The sequence below is a fragment of the Microbulbifer sp. ABF4_107 genome (assembly GCF_056312215.1).
Map to the genome: position 1 here is coordinate 3,974,483 of NZ_CM149983.1, position 22,407 is coordinate 3,996,889.

At 52.8% G+C, this 22,407-nt stretch carries 16 protein-coding genes, 1 tRNA gene and 1 pseudogene; 4 read left to right on the forward strand and 14 right to left on the reverse strand.

Translation table 11 applies throughout. From position 1 onward, the window contains the following. Window positions 1-3 precede the first annotated feature (3 nt). From brxC to ACYX4K_RS16355, 5 genes and pseudogenes are all read right to left on the reverse strand, one after another. Entirely contained in the window at window positions 4-3,675 is a 3,672-nt protein-coding gene (gene brxC / locus ACYX4K_RS16335; RefSeq protein ID WP_475091093.1) for a BREX system P-loop protein BrxC, read from the reverse strand. Between the two features lie 14 nt (window positions 3,676-3,689). Beyond that, window positions 3,690-4,238: a hypothetical protein gene (locus ACYX4K_RS16340; RefSeq protein WP_475091092.1), complete on the reverse strand. Its 549-nt coding sequence runs from the start codon at window positions 4,236-4,238 to the stop codon at window positions 3,690-3,692. Continuing rightward, the gene (locus ACYX4K_RS16345) at window positions 4,222-5,022 is read right to left on the reverse strand and encodes a BrxA family protein (RefSeq protein ID WP_475091091.1); all 801 of its coding nucleotides are present in this window, start codon (window positions 5,020-5,022) and stop codon (window positions 4,222-4,224) included. The genes ACYX4K_RS16340 and ACYX4K_RS16345 overlap by 17 nt, the downstream gene beginning before the upstream one ends. Continuing rightward, window positions 5,019-5,942 (reverse strand): helix-turn-helix transcriptional regulator, encoded by a 924-nt coding sequence (locus ACYX4K_RS16350; protein WP_475091090.1) that lies wholly within the window; start codon window positions 5,940-5,942, stop codon window positions 5,019-5,021. Before ACYX4K_RS16350 ends, ACYX4K_RS16345 begins: the two co-directional genes overlap by 4 nt. Before the next feature lie 417 nt (window positions 5,943-6,359). Next, window positions 6,360-7,099 (reverse strand): annotated as a pseudogene (locus ACYX4K_RS16355) (transposase); the annotation flags it as partial. Between the two features lie 1,228 nt (window positions 7,100-8,327). On the opposite strand from ACYX4K_RS16355, the gene ACYX4K_RS16360 reads away from it, so the two are divergent. Next, window positions 8,328-8,999 carry a helix-turn-helix domain-containing protein gene (locus ACYX4K_RS16360; protein ID WP_475091089.1) on the forward strand — a complete coding sequence of 224 codons (672 nt, stop codon included), beginning with the start codon at window positions 8,328-8,330 and terminating at the stop codon, window positions 8,997-8,999. Between the two features lie 63 nt (window positions 9,000-9,062). Here the strand turns inward: ACYX4K_RS16360 and ACYX4K_RS16365 are convergent, their stop codons facing one another. Both ACYX4K_RS16365 and ACYX4K_RS16370 read right to left on the reverse strand, forming a co-directional pair. Further along, window positions 9,063-9,287: a hypothetical protein gene (locus ACYX4K_RS16365; protein WP_475091088.1), complete on the reverse strand. Its 225-nt coding sequence runs from the start codon at window positions 9,285-9,287 to the stop codon at window positions 9,063-9,065. Window positions 9,288-9,471: 184 nt separating this feature from the next. Beyond that, window positions 9,472-10,164 carry an antitoxin Xre/MbcA/ParS toxin-binding domain-containing protein gene (locus ACYX4K_RS16370; RefSeq protein WP_475091087.1) on the reverse strand — a complete coding sequence of 231 codons (693 nt, stop codon included), beginning with the start codon at window positions 10,162-10,164 and terminating at the stop codon, window positions 9,472-9,474. A 2,135-nt stretch (window positions 10,165-12,299) separates the two neighbouring features. Between ACYX4K_RS16370 and ACYX4K_RS16375 the strand changes: the two genes are divergently transcribed. Beyond that, the gene (locus ACYX4K_RS16375) at window positions 12,300-12,488 is read left to right on the forward strand and encodes a helix-turn-helix transcriptional regulator (protein ID WP_475091086.1); all 189 of its coding nucleotides are present in this window, start codon (window positions 12,300-12,302) and stop codon (window positions 12,486-12,488) included. Window positions 12,489-12,503: 15 nt separating this feature from the next. On the opposite strand, the gene ACYX4K_RS16380 is transcribed toward ACYX4K_RS16375, so the two are convergent. The 7 genes from ACYX4K_RS16380 to ACYX4K_RS16410 all read right to left on the reverse strand — a co-directional run bounded on the left by ACYX4K_RS16380 (window position 12,504) and on the right by ACYX4K_RS16410 (window position 20,867). Beyond that, window positions 12,504-13,742 (reverse strand): tyrosine-type recombinase/integrase, encoded by a 1,239-nt coding sequence (locus ACYX4K_RS16380; protein WP_475091085.1) that lies wholly within the window; start codon window positions 13,740-13,742, stop codon window positions 12,504-12,506. Between the two features lie 416 nt (window positions 13,743-14,158). Then, window positions 14,159-14,234 (reverse strand) — tRNA-Phe (locus tag ACYX4K_RS16385). Between the two features lie 122 nt (window positions 14,235-14,356). Then, window positions 14,357-14,638 carry an oxidative damage protection protein gene (locus tag ACYX4K_RS16390; RefSeq protein ID WP_475091084.1) on the reverse strand — a complete coding sequence of 94 codons (282 nt, stop codon included), beginning with the start codon at window positions 14,636-14,638 and terminating at the stop codon, window positions 14,357-14,359. 8 nt (window positions 14,639-14,646) lie between these two features. After that, entirely contained in the window at window positions 14,647-15,780 is a 1,134-nt protein-coding gene (mutY, locus tag ACYX4K_RS16395) for an A/G-specific adenine glycosylase (RefSeq protein WP_475091083.1), read from the reverse strand. Window positions 15,781-15,954: 174 nt separating this feature from the next. Beyond that, complete coding sequence (locus ACYX4K_RS16400; RefSeq protein ID WP_475091082.1) at window positions 15,955-18,072, reverse strand: AsmA family protein; 2,118 nt, start codon at window positions 18,070-18,072, stop codon at window positions 15,955-15,957. 97 nt (window positions 18,073-18,169) lie between these two features. Next, window positions 18,170-20,446 carry a TonB-dependent receptor gene (locus tag ACYX4K_RS16405; RefSeq protein WP_475091081.1) on the reverse strand — a complete coding sequence of 759 codons (2,277 nt, stop codon included), beginning with the start codon at window positions 20,444-20,446 and terminating at the stop codon, window positions 18,170-18,172. A gap of 130 nt (window positions 20,447-20,576) precedes the next feature. Beyond that, a complete protein-coding gene (locus ACYX4K_RS16410; RefSeq protein WP_475091080.1) occupies window positions 20,577-20,867 on the reverse strand; it encodes a hypothetical protein in 291 nt (96 codons plus the stop codon). 151 nt (window positions 20,868-21,018) lie between these two features. Between ACYX4K_RS16410 and hisB the strand changes: the two genes are divergently transcribed. Further along, window positions 21,019-21,606, forward strand: coding sequence for an imidazoleglycerol-phosphate dehydratase HisB (hisB, locus tag ACYX4K_RS16415; RefSeq protein ID WP_066960431.1), 588 nt, complete (start codon window positions 21,019-21,021; stop codon window positions 21,604-21,606). A gap of 13 nt (window positions 21,607-21,619) precedes the next feature. Further along, on the forward strand, window positions 21,620-22,264 hold the full coding sequence (hisH, locus tag ACYX4K_RS16420) for an imidazole glycerol phosphate synthase subunit HisH (protein WP_475091079.1): 645 nt from the start codon (window positions 21,620-21,622) through the stop codon (window positions 22,262-22,264). The last annotated feature ends 143 nt before the right edge of the window (window positions 22,265-22,407 follow it).

Here is a 22,407-nt window from a genome sequence, read left to right on the forward strand (position 1 = left end):
GGGTTACAGTTCTTCGTTATTGATATCTACAGACAATTCGATTTCGTCATCGGGCTTGGCGGCAGCGAGCGCCGTTAGCTGCGTAGTCAGCAAGGTTTTGTATTCCTGTACTGTCATCACCCTGCTGGGTACTTTCAATGCTACCTTGCGGGGCTGTTTCGGTGCTGGTGTTGGGACTGAAGTCGGGGCCGGTGCAGGCTCACCACAAGCGGGATGCGGAGTGGGGACAGGTTCAGGCTGCGGTTCTTCTGTGATAAAACTGCTTTGCACAATAAGCAGCTCGCTATCTTTTAGCGGTGCTTGGGCGGTGTAGTTCAAAATATCAGAGAGTGAAAAGCCGCTATTTGAGCAACTAATGCTGTACTCAAGTACAGGCTCACCGACGACACGCTTGTCAGCATAGGCTTTTAGGGCATCAAGCTTTTGCTGGTTTTGTTGGTTCCGCCCGGCCGGGTAGCCTTTTAGTTCACGTAAAGCGGCATCGATTTTACCGCTGAGAATTTGATACTCATGACTCATTCCAGCAGAAGCGGTCTTAACTAACTTGTAATAGGCATCTTTGACAACTTGTACTTGCTGCTGAATGTTGCCAAAGTTTTTCACCATATCATGCTTGAATAAGCGCTCGAATTCCTCATGGGCCTCTTCAATGTTGTTGTCGCTGCGATCTGCTTTTGTCAGCTCACTACGAACATCGCCAATAAAGCGCCTGAAATCTTTAACTTTGGGGAAGTTCTTTTTGATGAATTTTTGCGCTTTTAATATGGCTTGGATCGCGTCACTGAAAGTGTCGCTATTATTAAGCAAGTACTCGACTTTTTCGATGTAGTTACTCTCAGTAACCTTACCTGCGTAGCCTTGTAAGTCTTGCTTTAAACCAGCCACTTTAGGGAATAATGCGTCGAAGTCCTGAACAGTATCACTCAGGTTGGTAATAGCGCTGATAAAGTGTTCAGCCATTAAGCGAATGCTGTCGGCTAGGTCAAAGTCGTTTGTATTCCAATCTACCTTCTTGCCGATATGATCCTGTGTTTCCAGCTCCATAAGCAGTTGCACTGCCTGGTTCTTTTGCGCAGCGCTCAACGTGGCAGTAATCGACTTAAAGGATGCTGATTTAAACTTAGTGGTATTGGTAAAGGCATCATGAACGGCTTTTTGTTCATGAGAAAAATAGGTGTCGCCATTAAACTTAACGGAAAGCCGACCTGCACGAAATAATGCTGCAAGTGTTGCAACCAGCGTCCCGTAGTTATAGCCCCAAGGCGCGCCGGATAAGTCCGTTTCTAAGGATTTACCATCCATATAGCGCGACTTTATCTTGGCGTTGATCTCTTCAACAATTTTAAGGTGATCGCCGGTGAAATTGCCGTGTCCGTCGAAGAATGCAAAATCATTGGCGGTAAATAACTTATTCAGGCTTTCTTTGTGTGTGCTGAAAATCTTTGATACCAGACTATCTGAGAGCTGACTAGATAAGCGCTTGGTGTAGATATTTTTTACCATTTTTCGCTGGTTGTCAGCGATAGTCCCTTTAAATTTATCAGCGTTCAAAAGGTGCTCGTCGAACATGTAAATAAGGGATGCATTATGATAGGCGTCTTGTATTAGTCCCCTCAAAGTGCGTTGTTTCTCTTCTCTTATGATTTCAAATTCTCTAATGATCTGACGCTTATCGGCGTCCTTTTCATTGGAGTATTTCTCCTCCATGTAGGCGTAGCGCATAACTTCGCCTATTAACTTATCAATTTGGGAGAATTCAGCGGTATCTGGTACTAAGGTGATGAGGTCTTTCTGGTACTGTGTATCTTGCTTTAACTGCTCGATAAAATCCTGACGATTATCATTGATATTGAACAAGCTATAGGCTGTGACTTTTAAGTGCTTGCTACCCGCTGGTGCTAACTCATCGTCTTGGTCCGATAGCACACTAAATTTGAAGGTGTCACTGCCTTCGCTGTAGGATGCAACAGCATTAAAGGTTTTGTAGTTCTTTAGATACTTGATTAACTCACGCTTTTTACTGAACAGTTCGACATCAAAATCTTTCATCTCCTCGAGCATTTTGCCCTCAAGGTCTGAGGTGATTTTGTAGTTGTTATTTGATAGCAGCAATACTTTTGCTTCGAGCAGCAGCTTAAGCGCATCTTCGATTGCTGGTTTTAAATCGTAGTAAGACGTGATGTCCGTGATGTAGCTTTTTGTGATGTTTTCGACCGTTGGTGCTACTACTTCAAAGTCGGCTAAAAGATGCATGGTTTTAAGCAGTTTTTCGCCATCAATGCTACTTCCATTTTCCTTTAGTATTTTTCGGCTTGTATCGTATTTATTGACCAATCCTACTGGCGGCGCGGTTTGGGCCTCATCACAGATCGCGAATCCTGGCGTAAAGCTATAGAGCTCTTTGTCACGCATTTGCTTACGCAATACGTCAAACGTAGTGATAATCATGCCTCGAGCTGCGATTTGGGTAGCAACTAATGCGTTTGAGCTAAATAAGAACTTTTGCAGAATATCGAACTGATATTTGTGGAATGGGTAATAAACAGCAAAATCTTCAGCTGATTCCGTTTTGGTTGGAAATGATGACTTGAGGTTCGTTGCGTCGCTGATTAGACCTTCATTCTTCTGGTGATACGCGAGTAGGTCTTGTTTTGCGTGCTCTGTTTTTTGAAGCAATCGACTGCGAATGATGACGTCTACCTCAGTAGATTCGAGGTGGATCTTGGTTTTAAAACGATCGGTAACCTTGGTCAAGCTGCTGCGACTGACGTTGGCATTGTTAATCACATCGTCGAGCTTTTCTTGTGCAATCGCTATGGTCCAAACTTTATTGCTTATGCTCGATAGTGATTCGCTAATCCCTTCCAAATCTAATAGCGTGAATTTCTTTTGGCTTATCGCTTCACTCGCCTCATCGAAAACAAAGACAAGTGTTTCTTCTGAATTAAACTGTAGGTATTTTTCCAATTCAGTTTTAAATTTACTGGCAGAAAAGTCTTCTATAGCAGCGCTGTATACATTTTTGGTGTCTTCATAGTCTGATTCGCTGTAGCCCATCTCTGAAAAGGCTTTTCGCATGACTCTGGCAACATGGCGATTGCTTTTCTTGAGTTCATCCCATTCTTTTGATTCGATATTTTGGGCGATCGCTTTGAACTCGTCATACTTGCCATCGAGAAGTAAATCGAACTCCATGTATCCGTAAATATCATCACGAAAGCCGAGATTCTTTAGAAGATTGGCAAATAGAGTGAATGCTAGCCCACGTTCGGTGTTCTGTTTTGCGACATCCAGAAACACCACGCGGCTGCTAATTGCATCAAGATTGCGTATGGCATTTTCAATAAGCCCTGCATCACTAACACCCTTTAAGCGTGGAATGAAGCGATCTCGAGCAGGGGTGCCGTTGATAATCTGGTTGTCGATGATGTAGCCTAGCATCTTTCCGAAGTAAGACTTACCTGAGCCATAAAACCCGGATAACCAAACACCGGTCTCTTTGATGTTGGACGTGAACTGGTTTGTAAAGTCGTAGAGGTGGCGACCAATACCTTCGGTAACGATGTATGATTCGATTTCCTGCTGGATTTCTGTTTCTGATCGATCTTCAAGGTCGATAACGTTTTTAATGTCTTCTTTAAGATCTAACGTTAGTATTTCGTTAATGGTTGTCATGCTGTTTTTAATCCTTATTTCACTAACGTGCAGCGGTATTTAGATGCTGGCTTAAAATTCAAAAAGAAGATGTTATTTTCGGAAATTTTCGATGGATAAAAGATAACAAGTGGATGTTTTAAACCCATAACATCCCTGTGTTCCATGATGTTGACATTTTCTATACCTGTTCCGTACAAGCACCCACTGCGAATAAGCACTGGAATTTTGTCTTCTTCACAAGCGTGTTTAATGGCTGAAATAATCATGTCAAAAAGGTCAGGTTCCGGGTCTTCAGATCTAAAGACTACATGTGGCGTATTGCTAAAATCTCTGTAGTACTCGGAAAAAGCATCCCAGCCATCGATGTCGATGAATTTAACCAGCAGCTGGCTAATATCTATAAATTCCGCTTTGTCGCCATAAAGGTCTCTTGCTTTTTCAGTGTAGAGATTTTCTTCATTGGGTTGATAAGAGAACAATATGCTGTTGCCACCATTGGCTTGCCGACGTAGCTGGTCTTGGTTGTCGATGTTAAAGTTCAAGTCAGCAAACTTTTGTTTGTGATCAGCAATATAGGGCATCGCATATATCCTTATGGCTATGAGTTAATTCGATATTGAGTGCCACGCCATTAAAGCTCATATCAAAGAAGCCTTTCATTGAAAGTTTTTTGAAGCGGTCTTGAATATCTTCTTTGGCTATAAAGCATGCAGGGAGCAATTTATGTTCAAAAATATTTTTTATCTCAGGTGAGAATAAATTGCAGAAATATATAAAAAGCACTAATGCTTCAGACGTAGGGCGAATATGATTAAAGGACTTCACCCGACCCGCTGACACGAAGTCAAATTTAGTCATTAAATTCAGATACTTGGTTGCTAGTCGGTAAACGGTTTCTTCGGACCAACCTAGTTTGCCTGCATCTCGGTTGCCAGATACACCTTTGATATATGCAATAATATCCTCTTTAGATATTTGAGCGCGTCCCGAGAAATAGACTTTGGAGAATACTTCGATAGTGATTTCTCTAAACAGTCTGTTGTTTAAGCAAAAATGCCAGAGAAAGGCGAACTTCTTGTCTTGCAGAGGGACATTTTCACAAAAAGCTTTACTAACTAATTCTCTATGTTCATCGCTAACAAAAGTAAGAATTGATTTATTGATCGCCCAGCTAACTTTAGTGCGTGTTTTGGAAGCTCTCATATCAAACTCATTGTCATCAGTGATTTTTGAGTTAGTCGATTCCGGTTCACTAAAGTAAGTGTTGATAATGTTAAAAATCAGGCTGTAGTCTTTTATGCCCGCTATATCTTTGATAGCAGTGTTGTACTCACCTGAAATTTTATGGTTAATGTTTTCTGTCATTGACTAAGTCTTTCTTTGTTCTGCTCCTCACATTGATAGCCTGGTGCAAGGATTAATTTTTCTACGCCATATAACGTTTGCCTGTTTTGAAGCCATAGGTGGTTTTCAGGGCCACCCAGTTTATGGTCTTCGGAACAGTCAATATTCCACTTGCGAAGCAGATAACCAGCGACTGCTGCACGTGTCTGTACAAGCAAAAAAGCACCCTGAATGCCATATTCGACTTTAATGGTTTCTGGATGTTTTAGATTCGGGTGTGGAACGATATGTAAATCGACGATGCGATTCCATTGGTTGTCTGCTGACTTGGTTTGCTCTGCAGGAATATCTTGATCGAGTTGTTTTGGCGACTCGATTCGATTGATAACAAAATCATCGAAAGCTGCTTGCGCTCGATCGTATGCCCTTACATGCCATCGCAGACCGTTATCTACCATCGCGAAAGGTACGATCTCTCTTTCGGTCAATCCGCTAGATAATGACCGATACTGAATCTTCAAAACTCGGTTGTTGTGAATGGCGCGCGTTATACATGCCAATGTGGCAATGTTGGGGAAATTGAGCTGTGTGGGCGCCTCACAGGTGATTATCGACTTTTGGTTGCCAACGAAATCATCACCAAAGCCATGTAGCAATGCTGCGATTGTCTGGCTACCAGTGTATTCAAAAAGCGGGGTAAAGCTTTCACGCTGGATGTAGGTTTTGGCTTTGGTGTCGTATTCGATGTTTTTGGGGGCGAGTGCTTTGTAGAGTGAGAGATCGCGAGAAGCGGCTGCTTCCTTGATGCCAAAACGTGATACCAGATCAGATCGATTTACCGAGCCCAGGAAATAGAGCTTGAAGTCTATGTGGAATAGACGCTCCCGCTGAGACTGGTTTACTGCTGCCAACTGTTCTTCGATGACTTGTGCGTTGGGCATTCGATTCCCTGTTATCTATGGGCTAAAACATTCATATTCGCAAACTGCTGAGCCGGTTACTGGGTTGCCAAAGGTGCTGCAAACCCGTTAGGGCTGCATGTACTGTTTAATAGTGTGCATTCTTAATTGATATGTTAGTGTGTGTCAATATGATAACCACGATCATTTTAAGATCTTATGCTACTTTTTCCTCCGCTTACCCAATTTACCAATCAAGCTCCTTCGCTGAATTCGTTAAGTAAGCTACTGACTTTAAAGAGTTCGCTGTTCTCAGTTCATAGACTTAGGCCTATGGGATGGGGAGAGGCACTGAGAGTATTCGGCCGTTCAGATAAGAATTGCCGGTAGAAGTCCGTGATTACATAGGTGGCGAAGTCCCTAAACCCCTGCCGCGCAAGGCGTGCAGCTCGAATCCGTAGCCAGGTAGCACCAGCGAGAGCCGGCCCAGATATAGGTGATATCGCCACACCATACATGGTTTGGCTTTCCAGGTTGAACTCGCGATCGAGCTCACTCGGTATGTCGACTCGCTCAACCGTTGCCTTCTTGTACTTGTGGGGGCCTGGCTGCGTGCAGATCAGGCCAGCTTCGCGCATCAGGCTACGGACTTTGAAGCGTCCAATGGCGATTCCCTGCTCGCAGAGCAGCCCTACGATTGTTCGGCCGCCAGCGTCGCTACGGCAACGTTTGAAGGCCTCATTGACCCTGGCTCGAAGCTGGATTCTGGGTACGTCAATAGCGCCTTTTCTTGTACTCGTAGTAGCATGATCGAGTTACTTAAAGCGCTTCACAGACCAGCTCCACAGGCTCTTGCTCACTTAATCGGTTTATCAGCGCGTACGATTTATCTCGTCGGACATCAAGAGAGCGGAAGCTTTTTTTGGTATCTCTTTCTCCCGTGCGAGGCGGTTGACCCGGGCTTCCAGCCCTTGGGTTCTCTGCTGCTCTGGCGTAAGGGCCTCGCTGGATGGCGTTTCACCGCCACGTTCAGCCTCAAGCTGCTTCACTCAGCGGCGGATAGCGGTGGTAGCGTCATCCAGTGACCGGGCGGCCTAAGATGCTGAATATCCCTGGTCCACGACTAGCCGGGCAGCATCCAGCTTGGACTCTGGGGAGAAGGATCTAAGTTGTCTGCTCTTTGAACAGCTCTGTCTCAGGCGGCAACTTTACCACCTAAATTGGTGTCCGGGATAAGTAGACCATTACAGCCTGACTACACAGTGTGGCAAGCTCCTTTCGAATTCATAGCGAGGCCACGCGTCCTCATCCTCCAAAATCCCCTTGCCGGATCTGCATCAATAGGCCAAGAACTTTTTCTCGCCCTCTGTTGCTGGCAAGCAGGGCTAAAGGGGCGCATCCCACTGCGGGTACATGGCTCAAAAGCCATAACTTGGCTTTTTCCTCGCTCGAAAAGACACTAACTGCGACAGTCCACACATCAAGCAGCTGGCGAATTCCCTCAGTGCCGTTTTGAAGTGCGCATTCCGTGGGTGCGTTATCTGTATTGGCCACGGAAGGCAGTTCGATTTCAGCCTGATCAGCAGGATGCTGGCCCGATCTAGCTTGTCACGGTCGACGGCAAAAGATCCCAGGGAGAGATATTCGTTCGGGTCAATATGGCTCTCATGATCAAGACCTAGCAAGCTCAGTCTCTGGGGGGGGGGGGCAGCTGCCAATGTTCAAAGAGCTTGAGCAGTGTCTGGCCGATCCGGCCCCTCTCCTCGGGTGCTCCTTTCATAAAGTTTCTTCCTCATTACGTAGTTGCTGCTAGTCGGGTTTTACGCCATCCCTCGTATGCTCCGGCCAACAAATAACCTCAGCCAATACACATTCTTGGCTCATCCAATCACCTATACACACCCAGGCAAACCAGTCCCCGGCTTCAGGTATTGAGCAGCCGCTACTATCAGCCAGCGCGACGCAGTATGCTTGATTCGCGACTTTGAACCGGTACAACAGTGACACATGACCGGAATAAGTAGGGGTTCTCTGAAAATCGGCTATCTGTTGTGGCAGCTCAAAAAAGCAAGCCTCAGCTAGCAGGTCGTGCCCTTTGTCACGTAGGGCGGTACGAAGTGCATGTCGAATTGTGGATAGCATGATCTCTCTCCTGTTAAGAGATATCACCATATCCACAGTTGAAAAAATGCAACCTTTCCTGTTTCGGTCCCTTTGGCTGCTCGCTATAGCCTAGATAGTGGCGACGGAGTAATGGCACACTGGTGTGAACTGGAAAGCTTACAGTTATCGAGTCCATGAAGTGGCCGATGCGTGGGGGAACACATAGCCCATGTTGTGATTTCAATGTGATCCTCCCAAAAAATGCGGGCACGAACAGTCGCAACTAGACTAAAGAACACGGTTTCCTTTAATTGATCTTAAATCATGAGTGATTTGACTAACAAAGTTTCAATGGTCAGCAGGTATGGCGGGACTCTTGATGAACAGCTAGCGGAGCTGATCGAAAACTCGAGCCAAATTTTCGAGAGTGATAGTTTGACGCGGTTTCTCAAGGCCGCTAGACAGCTCAATGCTCGCGGGCTGGATCCGGCTAAGATACTCGAAAGCGCTTTGTCTGAATTAGGTGAAGATGAGGCGGTTCAAGCCGCGCTCAGCCATCATGAGCTCTTTATACTAGGTGGTGGAGGGATATTACCGCTGGCGTCAGAGCAAGAAATTGCAGATGCCCGCATAGCCAGGCAGAAACGATACCAGCAAGCATTATTTAATGGGCTGTCTGCCCGGGAAGTCGCAGAGAAATTTCAAATAAGTGACGCAAGTGTGCAGCAACTGGTAGATGAGGGAAAGCTTTTTGCAATTGGCTCTGATGAAGAATATCGATTTCCGCGCTTCCAGTTCACACCAAAGGGGATTCTTCCGCATTTGGACGAATTACTATCGGCAATGAAGGGTTGGCACCCACTGACAATTATTCGTTTTTTTACAGTTCCTGACCCAGATATAAATCTCGGAGTTGATAGAGCTGCCTCTGTCGCCGAATGGCTCGCTGCAGGTGGCGATGTAGCAGTAGTTCAAGCGTTAGTGGAGGGACGCTGACACAGTTTGGCAGAGTTTAAATTGGTGCTTTCGAATGTCTCGGTTTTTCTGCAATGATCTTCCTTAATCCTCGCCAATAATTGGCACGAACTCGCCTTCTTCGAACGTGCCAATGGTCACTATCCCATGTTCATCAATACGCTCCAGCTTGCCCGGGTGCGCCTTGGAGGCCTGATATCGAACAGTGGCTCTTGTAACGATGCAAGCCAAGTGGCCACTCTCCCTTGCCAGATCTACCGCGTCGAACACTTGCTTCGCGTCGAGTACCAGATTGGGCTTTGTGTTCATCTGAGCTCCGCCTTAGTCATAATAACCTCCGCATAATCTTCACTTTCCCACCTAGACTAGCTGTGTGCTGAGGAGTGGTTGAGTGGTCAGCCACCTTAGGGAAAGAGAGAGCTAAAAGTTAGCGTCAGTGCTACCCAGAAGTCCAACTTTTTTAACTCTACTCGGTAGGGCTCCTCCGAATTTTTTAGCCGAAGTCAGCTGACTCAATTCGTTTGAGCGCATTGAACACCTTTTCGCGCCCTTGCTCTGATTGTAGAAGGGCAACTGGCGTGTCACCGAGCGCCGGAATAGCCGTCCTTATCCAGTCCTTGGCTTTTTCGTCATTTCCGAATATTCGCAATGCCGCGGTCCAAATATCAAGCATTGCGATCACATCTTCATTTTCAAAATTGCCTACTTGCGCGGGAAATTCTTTACCTGCTGGTGCCATAGCGAGCCATTCCCGATCATTCGAGTTTAGGCTGAGATCGGGGCTCCCATCGGTCAAAGACTCAATAGTCATTCTTTGCGCGGCACCATACCCATCCAGGTAATCGCGGACCATGTACATTCCTAACATGCCATTGCGCTCTATTACATCAAGGGGCGTTAAACCATCGAAATGCTTATTCGGCTGTAAAATCCATCGGTATGCGATTTCTCGGTTCTGAGGAAACAATATCCGCAGCGCTCTGTGTATATGCAGAAGGATTTCCACGCGATCCAGCTTGTCGCGGTCTTTGGCGAGGGAACGTTTTAGGGACTTGTTTATGCCGTTGTCTGTGGTTTCGGTCAGGCCCAGCGCTATATGTTTCTGGGCACAGGATAAATTCCAATTTTCAAAGAGCCTGAGCAGCATTTGCGAAATGCTTGGGTTGCTATTTTTTGATTCGTTCATATCCCAGTTTCCTAGTTCACGCTAGCAAAGTGCACAGTCTTCATTCTCATGCAGAACCACCAGGAGAATTGATCTTCAGGATAAGCCCCCGGCTCACCGATGTGTGAGGGCGCGCTTCAGGACGAGGATCAGCTTTTGGTCGCTGGTGTTGCTGCGATTGTTGTTTACGCCGGACACAGGCACGACAGCAACGCGGGGAGGACTGGGTTGCCGACGGACTGGCCAAACTTATTTTGGCTGTTATTGATCGCCGTAAGGGCGATAACGCCGAAAAAAACTTGCCGGCGGTGCCGATGGCGCGCCAAAGCTTGTGCACACGACGGTCCTTGCGCTCTGCGACAAGGTACTCCGCCAAAAGGGCACTGATCGTCTGATCGCCTGATCGTAGATTACGGGTTGGCGTTTTCTGGAAAGCATTTTGGGGCAACCTATAGCGATGCAATAGGTGCAAGCGTGCCCGATGGAGCTGGGGGCGTGGGTTTTGAGTACCGCCCGCAGAGGGGGCGCTCGTGGACGAGTTAGCGGTCGAGGATGACGGCAAGCATGTCGCCGGCACGATGCATGCGGTGGCGGGTATTGCGTGGTGGGCGTCGGCCCGAAGACACATCGCGGTAGGCGAGAGTCAGATTGGGAACGGTGGAGAGGGGAGAAGGGCGACCTTGATGTAGTGCGGCGGCTTACCGGTTTGCACAAAGCGCACAAAGCCGAACGGGGCCGGGGCAAACCGGCAGCCGAGAGGCAGATAGCCTGTACTGGAAGCTGGATGATGTGGTTGGGCCAAACGCGAGGAGACTTGCTTGCTGCAAGGGTCTTGGTCTTGACCGGTTAATGGCCGCAAGGCGCGCGCCAGCCCTGACCCACGCGGCAGGGCCCGGTGGCATATAGAGGGGGCGCTCATCGAGGGCCAGCCTGGCGGGCTCTTAGCTCAGGGGGTAGCAGCACTTGGGTACGGGAGACCCAGGCAAAAAGAGCCAGGGAGCACACGTTAGAACAACCAGAAAAATAAGCATGAAGCTAGGCTAGCGAGGGCTTAAGCAATGCTCAAGGGGTACGTTTCCCCTAGAGATTCCATTCCAGATAGCCCCCCTAGGGGATTAGTGTAGTTATTACTCCCATTTCAATCTCGGAGTAATAAACAAAGTGGCCGGGAATGGGAGTAATAAACAAAGTGGCCGGGAATGGGAGTAATAAACAAAGTGGCCAGGAATGGGAGTAATAAACAAAGGAGCGATGAATGAGAGCAAATGGAAATAGAACCTGTCAGGTGAAAATACGCTATTTGCATTGGGTGTTGGCCGGAAAGGGCGGATGTGGAAAAACCGTGGTGGCTCGGTTGCTACTGGAGTCATTGGTATGCGCAGGGTACAGCGCCCGCGGGATCGAGCTTTCCGAACGGTTTGGTGGGGCTGAAGGTATCGCGGGCGCAACGCCCGACCTGGCAGTAGGTGCCCCCGAAACAAACCCGCGTCATCCAGCATGTCTCACCAAGTTGCACGCGGAACCGAGGGGATTATTCCACGGGGAATTTGGGCTTGATCACAAAACATACATACCTTTGTAAATCAATGGCTTATAAAAGGTTATGAGTTTGTACCGGCCGGTACAAAACGTGCAAACGGGGAAAAGGGGAGCCGGAAATCACCTTGTCTCAGCTGAGACAAATCGCGCAAACGGGGAAATGGGGATCCAAAAATGGCCTTGTCTCCGGGGAGACAAAACGTGCAAATGGGAAAATGGGCAGCCGAAAAAGGCCTTGTCTCGGGCGAGACAAAATGTGCAAACGGCGAAATGGGGAGCCAGAAATCCGGCTTGAGCGAGCTGGAACAAATCACGTAGACATTGACTAAAGAAAGTCAAAATAAGGGCTTTGTCAGTTGTTAAACCGCGCAAAGGATGGAAGGGAAAGTCGATTGTAGAGGATGGTAAAAGAGTACAGGCCGAGATCAGATCCTACCGGGCAGCATGATGGCCGAGGCCGCCGAATAACCACGCCCACACGCTGGAGCTGGTGCGGATCAGAATGGTTCAGATGTGGATATTCGACGTCAGCGTGGGGTATTCGCGGGGCGCCCATGCCGCTCGGGTTCTCCCCCTCGTGGTATACATGTTCGTGATAAATCATCGAGGGTATTGTCATGAGTGAATATGATGAGCATCGGCTTCTGCGCCGGTCTGAAGTGGCTAAAATTCTCGGAATAGGTGAATCAACGTGGTCTCGTTGGGTTGCAGAGGGTAAGGCGCCGCGCGGGATTTACCTTTCGTCACGCGCAGTCGCTTGGCGGTACTCCGACATACAAAAGTTCATCGAAGAGCGAACGGGCTAAGCGAGCAAGGATACTTCAGCTCGCCGAGCTTTTGAGCTGATCTAGGTAGTCAGCCCAGCGCTGCATCAAGGCGCGACGTTCGGATAAAAATGTTGTGCGGTTGTAAGCTCGGCCGAGCGAATCACGCACGCGATGCGCAAGCTGCGCTTCGATGAGCTCTACTCGTTCGTGAAGTATTTCATCAAGCAATGTGCGTGCACTTGCCCTAAATCCGTGTGCGCTATGATCCGGCCTTTTGGTGTGGCTTTTTTGGCTATTAATTCGATCTTTGTAGCCGAGTTTTTCTAAGGCACGATTTAGCGACTCTGGATTCGCGTGATTTTGGTGGTCGCGTTGACCGCGAAACACGTACGGTAGGTGACCAGTGTAGGGATGAATTGTTCTAAGCAGATCGATTGCCTGCCGTGACAGGGGAACTAGGTGATCCATTTTATTGCTTTTCCCTTCCTTTTTATCTTGCCAGGGAATAATCCAAAGAGATTCTTCCCAATTGATATTTTCCCAGCGCATTTTGGCCAGCTCGACCGGACGCTGAAAAACCAGCGGTGCGACCTGCAGCATGGTACGGATGACCCTAGACCCCCGGTAATTGTCGATCGCGCTAAGCAGGCGCCCGAATTCGACCGGCTCCACAATTGCCGCATGATGCTCGACCTGTTTCGGTGGCAGCACGCCCTGAAGTACCGCAGCCGGATTGTGGCGGGCGAGTCCGGATTGAACGGCAAACCTCAGTATCTGATTCAAAACTTGGCGCGCATTGTGCGCTGACTCCAATGCGCCGCGGCCTGCAATCTCCTGTAGGAGCTGTGCGAGTTCAAATGTCTCAATCTCGGTAATTGGGCGTGATCGCAAACGCGGAATTAGATCATTGTCCAGTAGCGCCCGCCGCTTCTTCCGTGTCGACGGTGCCCAGGTTGGTTCACGGAGTTTGTACCAGTGTTCTGCCACCTGCTCGAATCGATTATTCTGGAGTTGAAATTTCTCCCGCTGTTGTTGTTCGCGCCAAACGCGGGGATCAATCCCGTCTGCCAATAGTTCCCGGTAATCCTGGCGAACGGTACGGGCCTTCTTGAGAGTGACAGCGGGGTAGGTACCAAGGCCGATATCGCACCTTTGCCCCTGCCAGACATAGCGGAAGAGCCAGCGTTTGGTGCCACTGGGAAGTACCTCGATCAGCAGGCCCTGCCCATCGCTCTTTCTGTACTTTTTATGTTCTGGTTTCAGAGACTTCAACTTGGGGTCTGTCAAATACATGTGGCTTGCTCTCCTATCCTCTCTGGCGCGTAGGGAGCGCCGATGATTGTTGCCTCGCGGCACGGCGTTCCAAGGGTGCCTGTCGCGTAGAGGTAAATGCTGGCAAGGAACGGGTAGGGCAGGCGCGGCGAGCACCGGGGATAGAGGGTGTGCTCACCTACGGCGTGGTAGGAAGGTGGGTGCTTGAATTCGGGGGATTGGCGTAGGGTAACAATCCGCGCTAACGCCCATGGTATAAGGGCTGGAGGCCAATTGTGTGGGTACGAAATTGCGGAAAGGCGCTGTAACCACACCTGTAACCACAGATTGTGGGTATACAGCGAGTGGAGGCGAGTCGTTCTGAGAATACAAAAAAGCCAGTAGACCTTGCGGTTACTGGCTTTTGAGCAAATCGGAGAAAATCCGATAAGAGTAGATGGTGCCCAGAGGCGGAATCGAACCACCGACACGGGGATTTTCAATCCCCTGCTCTACCGACTGAGCTATCTGGGCATTGCTGATTCGGGGTTGTCCCCGGCAGCGAGGCGCGTATTAAACCTGCTCTCTCGGGGGGAGTCAACCCTTTGATTGATAAATAGTTTTTGCGATTGATCAGGGGGTTGGCGAGCGGTCGCTTACTTGTCGCCGTCTTGCTCGGGGACGAAGCCTTCGGCGTCGTCGTAGTCTTCGCCGCTGAAAAATTTGCTCATCTGGTCGGCTAAATAGGCGCGGGAGGAGGGTTCCATCATGTTGAGACGCTTTTCGTTGATCAGCATGGTCTGGTGGGCCATCCACTCCTGCCAGGCCTTGGCGGAGACGTTGTCGAAGATGTCCTGCCCTTTGGGGCCCGGGAACGGCGGGTTGGGGAGGCCTTCGAGTTCTTCCTGGTATTTGCGGCAGAAGACGGTGCGGGACATGGTTTCTCCTAACAGGGTGCCAATAGTGGGGCCCGCAGTGCCAGCAGCTGTTTGACCAGCCTGGTGATGGGTGCGGGCAGGCCCAGATCCTGGCCGGATCTAGGGCGGTCGAGCTGGCGCAGTTTATACCAGCCGCTGGCCCCTTCCGCCACCTGGCAGGGCCTGCTGGGCAGACTTATCCACACCGGGTGGATATCCAGATGGAAGTGACTGAAGGTGTGGCGCATGGGCGGCAGAGCCTGAATCTCGCTGGCGTCCAGATCCTGCGCTGCCAGCCATTCCTGGGCGCTGGCCTCGCCGCCGTCGTCGCCCTCCAGCTGTGGCGGTATCCACAGGCCACCCCAGATACCACTGGCGGGGCGCTGTTCGAGATACAGCTCGCCGTCGTGCTCGATCAGCAACAGGGTAGTCTGGCGCTCGGGCTTCTCCTTTTTCGGTTTCTTGCCGGGGTAGTCCGTGGGGTTGCCCTGGGCGTGGGCGATACAGTGACTCCCGAACGGGCAGCGCTCGCAGGCGGGTTTGGCGCGGGTGCACAGGGTGGCGCCGAGATCCATCATCGCCTGGGTATAGTCGCCGGTACGCTCCGCGGGGGTGTAGCGCTCGGCGATTTCCCACATCTGCTTTGCCACGGCGGTCTGCCCCGGCCAACCTTCAACGGCGTGGATACGGGCCAACACCCGCTTGACGTTGCCATCGAGAATCGCCGCTTTCAGACCCATGCTGATACTGGCAATGGCGCCGGCGGTGGAGCGGCCGATACCTGGCAGCTCGCTTAGTGCCTCGACATCCCTTGGGAATTCTCCGTCATGATCGTTCACCACGGTCTGCGCACATTTGTGCAGATTGCGCGCGCGGGCGTAGTAGCCGAGGCCACTCCAGTGGGCGAGAACCTGATCTTGGCTGGCGGCGGCGAGGGCCTGCACTGTAGGAAAAGATTCCATAAAGCGCTGGTAGTAAGGGATAACCGCCGCGACCTGGGTCTGCTGCAGCATGATTTCCGATACCCACACCCGGTAGGGGTTGATGTCCTGCTGCCAGGGCAGGTCGTGACGGCCGTGTTGGTCGAACCACTTCAGCAATGAGGACTGGAATCGGCCCGGGGTCTTGGGCTTGATGGCTGACTTGTCGATGGGATTGGGCATGAACGTAAACAAAAATGGGCACCGCGAAGGGTGCCCATGCTACTGCGTTATGTGTTTTCGTCATACCGGCGAATGCCGGTATCCAGTTAGTGTTGGCAGTTCAGTGGAGCTGGACCCCGGCCTTCGCCGGGGTGACGAGATGAGAGGCCGGGGCGACGGTACGTGGTATGAAGATCAGTCGCCGCGGTTGAACAGGCCTTTGAATTTGTCTTTCAGCTTGTCCTTCAGCTCGTCGGTTTTCTCTTCCACCTTGTCCCCGTACTTTTTCTCCGCCTGGTATTTCAACTCATCGCGGATCAGGTCGTCGATGCGACGGCTGTCGGGTTTGCAGGTAGTGGCGCCGGCCTCGTTGAACTTGGCGTTGCAGCGCAGTGGCAGCGGGCGGTTGCGCCAGCGGGAGTTCTGTACGGAACAGCCGTTGCCGGAGGTGCGCTCGCCGACAAGGGCGAGGCCTAGGGCGAAGTCAAAATCCTGTTGCTCCAGGTTGACGGTGCCATCGCCGGTGAGTGCGATATTTTCGATACCCGCATTGATGCCTTCCACCTTCGCCACATCGCCGTCCAGGTTTACGCTGGCACGCAGATCCTGCAGGCGGGTCTGTGCTGGCCACTCTACTTCGGGCATGGGGGTCTTTTCCGCATAGCTCACCAACTGGCACATGCCTTTTTCCAGGTTGAATGGCGCCAGTGCAAGTTCCTCGGAATTGAGTTGCACCGCCGCGCGCAGGTTTTTCTGCAGAGCGAGGGTGTCGGCGCCGCTGGTCTGACCTACCCAGGTGAGGTCGGTCTTGCCGGACAGGGTGACCTTTTTCTGGTCTGCGGGCTCCGGCTCATCACTGGCGAACAGGGCCTCCTGCACTTTGGAAATTTCCACTCCCGTCAGGCCGCCGCTCAATTCGCCGCGGGCGGAATTGCCACGGGCGTTGAATACCCCGGTGCTGTTCAGGGCGCCGCCGTAGACACCGGCGGCCAGCTTGTTCAACTGGTACAGGCCGTTGTTTATGTTTACCGCCAGCTGAGGATTGTCGATATCGAAATCCAGCGCGTGCAGCTTGTCCAGGGTCAGGTCCAGCTTGGCGTTGAATCCGCGCATGGCTTCCAGTGGCAGTGCCACCGGTTGTGCAGCGGCGACATCTGCGCTCAGTTCGTCCTGCTCGGAGGTGGTGGCTGGCGGTGGCAGGTAGTCGTCCACATTCAGCTCACCGCCTTTCAGGTCCAGGGAAACACTGGGAACGGCTTTGGCATTGGTGGCGGCCTGGAAGCTGGCGCTGCCGTTGAACGTATTGTCGTCCAGTGCCAGCTCCAATGGCTGCAGGTTCATCTGAGTGTCGGTGCCGCTGATATCGGCGTCGATGCGTAGGCTTTGTAGCGCACTGCTGCTCTGCGGCTTGTACTCGCTACCCACCGCGGCGAGCCAGCCGGCAATTGGTTCCACATCGACCTTCAGGTTCAGCTGAATCTGCCAGGGCGAATCGGCTTCGACGCGGCGCACATTGCCGCGCAGGCTCACCTCGGCCTTGGCACCCTCGGCACCGGTGAGCTTGATATTGGCCGGCTGCAGGCGCAGGCCGTTCAGCCCCTCATCAATCGCGAGACTGCTGTGGATATCCAGGCTCACCGGCTCGGGTAGATCACTGCTGGCCAGTTCTGCCTGCAGGCGTACGTCGCCGGGTTTGCCGCCGGGGACCAGATTATCCGCGGCGATGTGCAGTTTGCTGATGGCGTACTCGGTACCGTTCTGCTTGTCGGTGTAGCGCAGAACGCCGTCTTCCAGACGCAGTTGCTCCAGCGCCAGCTCCAGTCCACTACCTGAAGCGGATTCTTCCTGTTTGGGGATGTCGAGGGTGGGTGGGGTTTCGCGCTTAGTTTTGGCGTCCTGTTCGGCCTTGGCTTCCATCGCGTCGGTGATCAGTTCCCAGTTGCCCTTGCCGTTTTTATCCACGGTGAGCGCCACCTGCGGGCCGAGCAATACGATTTCCTTGGCTTCGATACGCTTGTCCAGCAGTGGCATCAGCGCTACACCGACCGCCACCTTGTCCGCTTCAAGCAGGGATTCACTGGGCAGTGCCAGGGGCGCAAGTTTTACCCCTTCGAGCTTGAGCGCGATATTCGGCCAGATCTGCCAGCCGATATCGCCGTCGAGGGTCAGGGCAATACCCTGGTCGGCGGCGAGCTTTACGATTTTGGGTTTGTATTGATTGGCATCGAGACCGGAGAGGAACCAGGCGATGACGCCGGCAAAAAGAACGAAGAGAACAACGAGGGTAATAAGACCGCGTTTGATCCAGGCCATACAGAGCGCATCCTTAATCTGAATTTGGCGAGAGCGTAGCGTTACCCGAAACGAGTGTTTCGGGTAACGCGGATGCGACTATTGAAGCAGTTGCCGGTCAGAATTGGAACCGGATACCCGCTTCCACGCTGCGCCCCGCTTCCGGCGCGAAATCGCGCAGCAGGGAAGTGGAGTTGCGGATCTCTTCATCCAGCAGGTTGCGGGCGCTGGCGAATAGAACCGCATCGGTGCCACCCAGGTTCAGGTTGTAGCGCGCGGTTAGGTCCATGCGGGTATAACCCTCGGTGGTTTCCTCGAAGGCGCCGGCGCGGTCCTGGGCTGCGGCTTTGGTGGTGCGCAGTTCCCAGTTCAGCTGGTCGTAGTTACCGCCCAGTGCCAGGCCTACACGCAGCGGCGGCATGCGCGGAACCGCGCGGTGGTAGTCGGCGACTTCCTCGTGCTCATGTTCGTGCTCATCGTGGTCCGCCTCTTCTTCGTGCTCGTGCTCATCGTGATGCAGCGTGAGATCACTGGTGAAGCTGGCGCGTACGCTGTCACCGAACAGTTCCACATAGTGACCGCCGGCGAAGGGGAAGCGCACGGAGGCTTCGGCACCGTAGAATACCGCGTCGCGATTGGTGTAGCCGTAAATCGCCAGCTCTTCATCGTGGTTTTCTTCGCCGGTGTTGGCGGCGTAGATATAGTCGGTCACCCGGTTGTAGAACAGGTTGGTCTCGACCTGTACCGCGTGCCAGCCGGATGCCTCCTGGTTGTGGTGGTGGTAACCCAGCTCCAGATTGAAGGACTTCTCTTTGTCGAGATCCTCTTCACCTTCCAGGTAGCGGGCTTCCGCCAGGTGGGCGCCATCGGCAAACAGCTCTTCCGCGACCGGCGCGCGCTCCGCGTGGGTGAGTCCAAGGCTCAGGTGCTGGTGCTCCGCGAGGAAGTACTGGATAGAACCGGACAGTCCCAGCAGATTGAAGTCCTGGGTTTCACCCTGCTCCGGATCGACGGTGACCTGCTCGACACGGCCGCCCAGATCGAGGTGCCAGTCGCCCCAGGCGCGCTCTTTCATGGTGAACAGACCGATGCTCTGGGTATTACTGGGCTGTACAAACGCCTCGTCGCCAACCGCGGCAAAATCCTTGTTGCTCAGCTGCATGCCGTAAGCGCCGCGCCACAGGCCGCCGTTGTCGTGAGTCAGCTCCACGCGGCTTTCCCAGGCTTCGTTGGTAAAGCGGGTGCCTTCGTGGAAGTGGTCTTCGTGAGACTCCAGCTCTACGTGCTCGTAATCGTTGTAGCCGAGACGCACGCTCAGCTTGTCCCAGTACTCGCTGTTGAAGCGGTGCTCACCCTTGATGTCGTAGCGGGTCTGGGTCATGGCGATGCGCACGCGCTCTTCACCATGCTCCTCATGTTCTTCTTCGTGCTCGTGTTCGTGCTCTTCCTCGAGGGCGTGATCTTCGTCTTCGTGGTGCTCGTCTTCCCCGTGCTCATCTTCGTGGCTGTGCTCGTGGGTGCCCAGGGGAATGCCGTAGTTGTTTTCCAGGCGGTTCACCGAGAAGCCCAGGAAGCCCGTATCGGTTACCCAGGACAGGCCGGCGCTGGCGCTCTTGGCGCGGGCGTTGGTGTTGCCGACGAAGCCATCCGTGTTGAACTCTTCCTCGTGGTGCTCTTCTTCGTGGTGCTCTTCACCTTCGTGCTCTTCGTGGTCGTGCTCTTCATGCTCACCGTGTTCACGGATGGCGAGGCCCGGAATCTGGGTGTCGTCGTTGTCGCGGTAGACTCCGTCCAGGTACCAGGCCACGTTGCCCGCACCACCGGTCAGGCGAAAGACGCCGGCGTCCTGGCTGTTGGCGGTGTCGTGGCGCATTTCAACCGCGCCTTCCATTTGCTCCGGTACTTCGGTGGGGATACGGCCGTCGAGTACGTTGACCACGCCGCCGATGGCGCCGCTGCCATAGCGCAGGGCCGCCGGGCCGCGAAGGATTTCAATGCGCTCTGCCAGTAGAGGCTCAACGCTTACCGCGTGGTCGGAGCTGGTATTGGAGGCGTCGGCCACGTCCAGGTTGTCGTTCAGCACCTTCACCCGGTTGGCGCTCTGGCCGCGGATGACTGGCAGGCCTACACCGCTGCCGAACGCGGCATTGGCAACCCCCAGCTGATTGTTCAGGGTCTGCCCCAGGGTGCCGGCGGCCTCCTGGCGCAGGGCCTCACCGGATAGCACCGACACTGGCGCGGCGACCACATCGGCCGGCTTTGCCAGAGGTGAAACAGTGACGTTTACCTCTTCGATAGATTCTTTCTTGTCAGCAGTCTGTGCGGAAACGGCAGAAGGCACAGCAGAAGACAGCGCGCAGGCAACAGCCAGCGCCAGAGTGTTTACTCGGTACATTGTTGGTTATTCCTGTAGATTACAGGCAACGGCCACCCAAAAGGCCGACGCCAGAATACATAAGCGTTATTTGGCGACTAGCCGAAATGGCAGGCCATAGCAGGCGAGCCGGGGCTAGCAGCGAGAGCGATTAGCTGAAGGGCTGGAATGCGGGCGGGCCGCGGGCAGACTGGCTTTCCGGTTGGCAATCGAGGGCTGCAGGAGCCTGCTGTTCGATATACAGCGGTGCCCTATCTGCGGAAATGAAAGTGAACACACTGCCTGCGGGCGCAGGTGTGTGGTTGTTGGACAGGTCGCACATGGCGTGGGCCTGCTCTTCGACATGAATATGCTCCGCCAGCGCCGGCTGCGCGAGCATCAGCGCGAACAGCAACACAAAGCTGACCCACACAGGGGTCTTGTGGCGGGGAGTTATATTCATGGGGCGTATGATATTTGATCTCTACGGTGAATCAAGTTTCATCTGTCACTAACGTCCAAAATCCACCGCGTTTGAGCGTATAATTCGCGCCTTCTGTCTCAGGGACCGGCCAAAGGGCCTGTCCCGCTCTCCAATCAAGGATGTAGACCTCATGCGCACCGCCAGCGTCAACCGCGACACCCTGGAAACCAAGATCCAGGTCAGCCTCAACCTCGACGGCAAAGGCACCGGCAAATTCAACACCGGCGTCCCCTTCCTCGAGCACATGATGGACCAGATCGCCCGCCACGGCATGATCGACCTGGACATCACCTGCGACGGCGACGTGCATATCGACGACCACCACACCGTGGAAGACATCGGCATCACCCTCGGCAAGGCCATCAACCAGGCTATCGGCGACAAGAAAGGCATGACCCGCTACGGCCACGCCTATGTGCCCCTGGACGAAGCCCTCAGTCGAGTCGTCATCGACTTCTCAGGGCGTCCCGGTCTCACCATGAACGTGCCGTTTACCCAGAAGCGTATCGGCAACTTCGATACCGAACTGTTCTACGAATTCTTCCAGGGCTTCGTAAACCACGCTTTGGTAACGTTGCACATCGACTGCATCCGCGGCTTCAACGCCCACCACCAGATCGAGACCGTATTCAAGGCGTTCGGCCGCGCCCTGCGCATGGCCCTGACCCCGGACCCGCGCATGGAAGGCGCCATGCCCTCCACCAAAGGCGTGCTGTAAGGCTGGGATGACAATGCAAAAGATCGTCGTCCTCGACTACGGCATGGGCAACCTCCACTCCGTCGCCAGCGCCCTGCAAAAGGTCGCCCCCGGTGATGAAGTCGTCCTCGCCACCACCCCGCAGGAAGCCGAAGGCGCAGACCGCCTTATCGTCCCCGGCGTCGGCGCCATCCGCGACTGCGTAGAAGGTTTCATCCGCCCTGGCTTCGTACCGCTGCTGAACCAATGTGTCGAATCCGGTATGCCCATCCTCGGTATCTGCGTGGGCATGCAGATCATGATGGCCAGCAGCGAAGAAAACGGTGGCGTCGACTGCCTGGGTATCTTCCCGCAGCCGGTGAGATTCTTCGGCACAGACCTGCATGAAAATGGCGAAAGGCTGAAAGTCCCGCATATGGGCTGGAACCGTGTGCAGCAGAAAATCGACCACCCCATGTGGGACGGTATCGAAAGCGGCAGCCGCTTCTATTTCGTGCACAGCTACTATGTGCCTTCTGAAGGCAATGAAGCCGTTGCTGGCGAGACCGACTACGGTGTGCCATTCGCCGCGGCTGTCACCCGCAACAATATCTTCGCCACCCAGTTCCACCCGGAAAAGAGTGCGGATGCGGGTATGCAGTTATTGAAGAATTTTGTCGGTTGGAACGGTGCGGCGTAATAACTGCGGCTAACAAAGTAAATAACTACATGCGAAGGCGGAGTGCCGGGTAGGAGTTTTCAGAAGCGTCGGCAACAGGGATGTTGCCGACGCAGCGTACAGGGACGTATTCGCAGGGGGGCGCCTAGCCCGGTTCTGAAAAC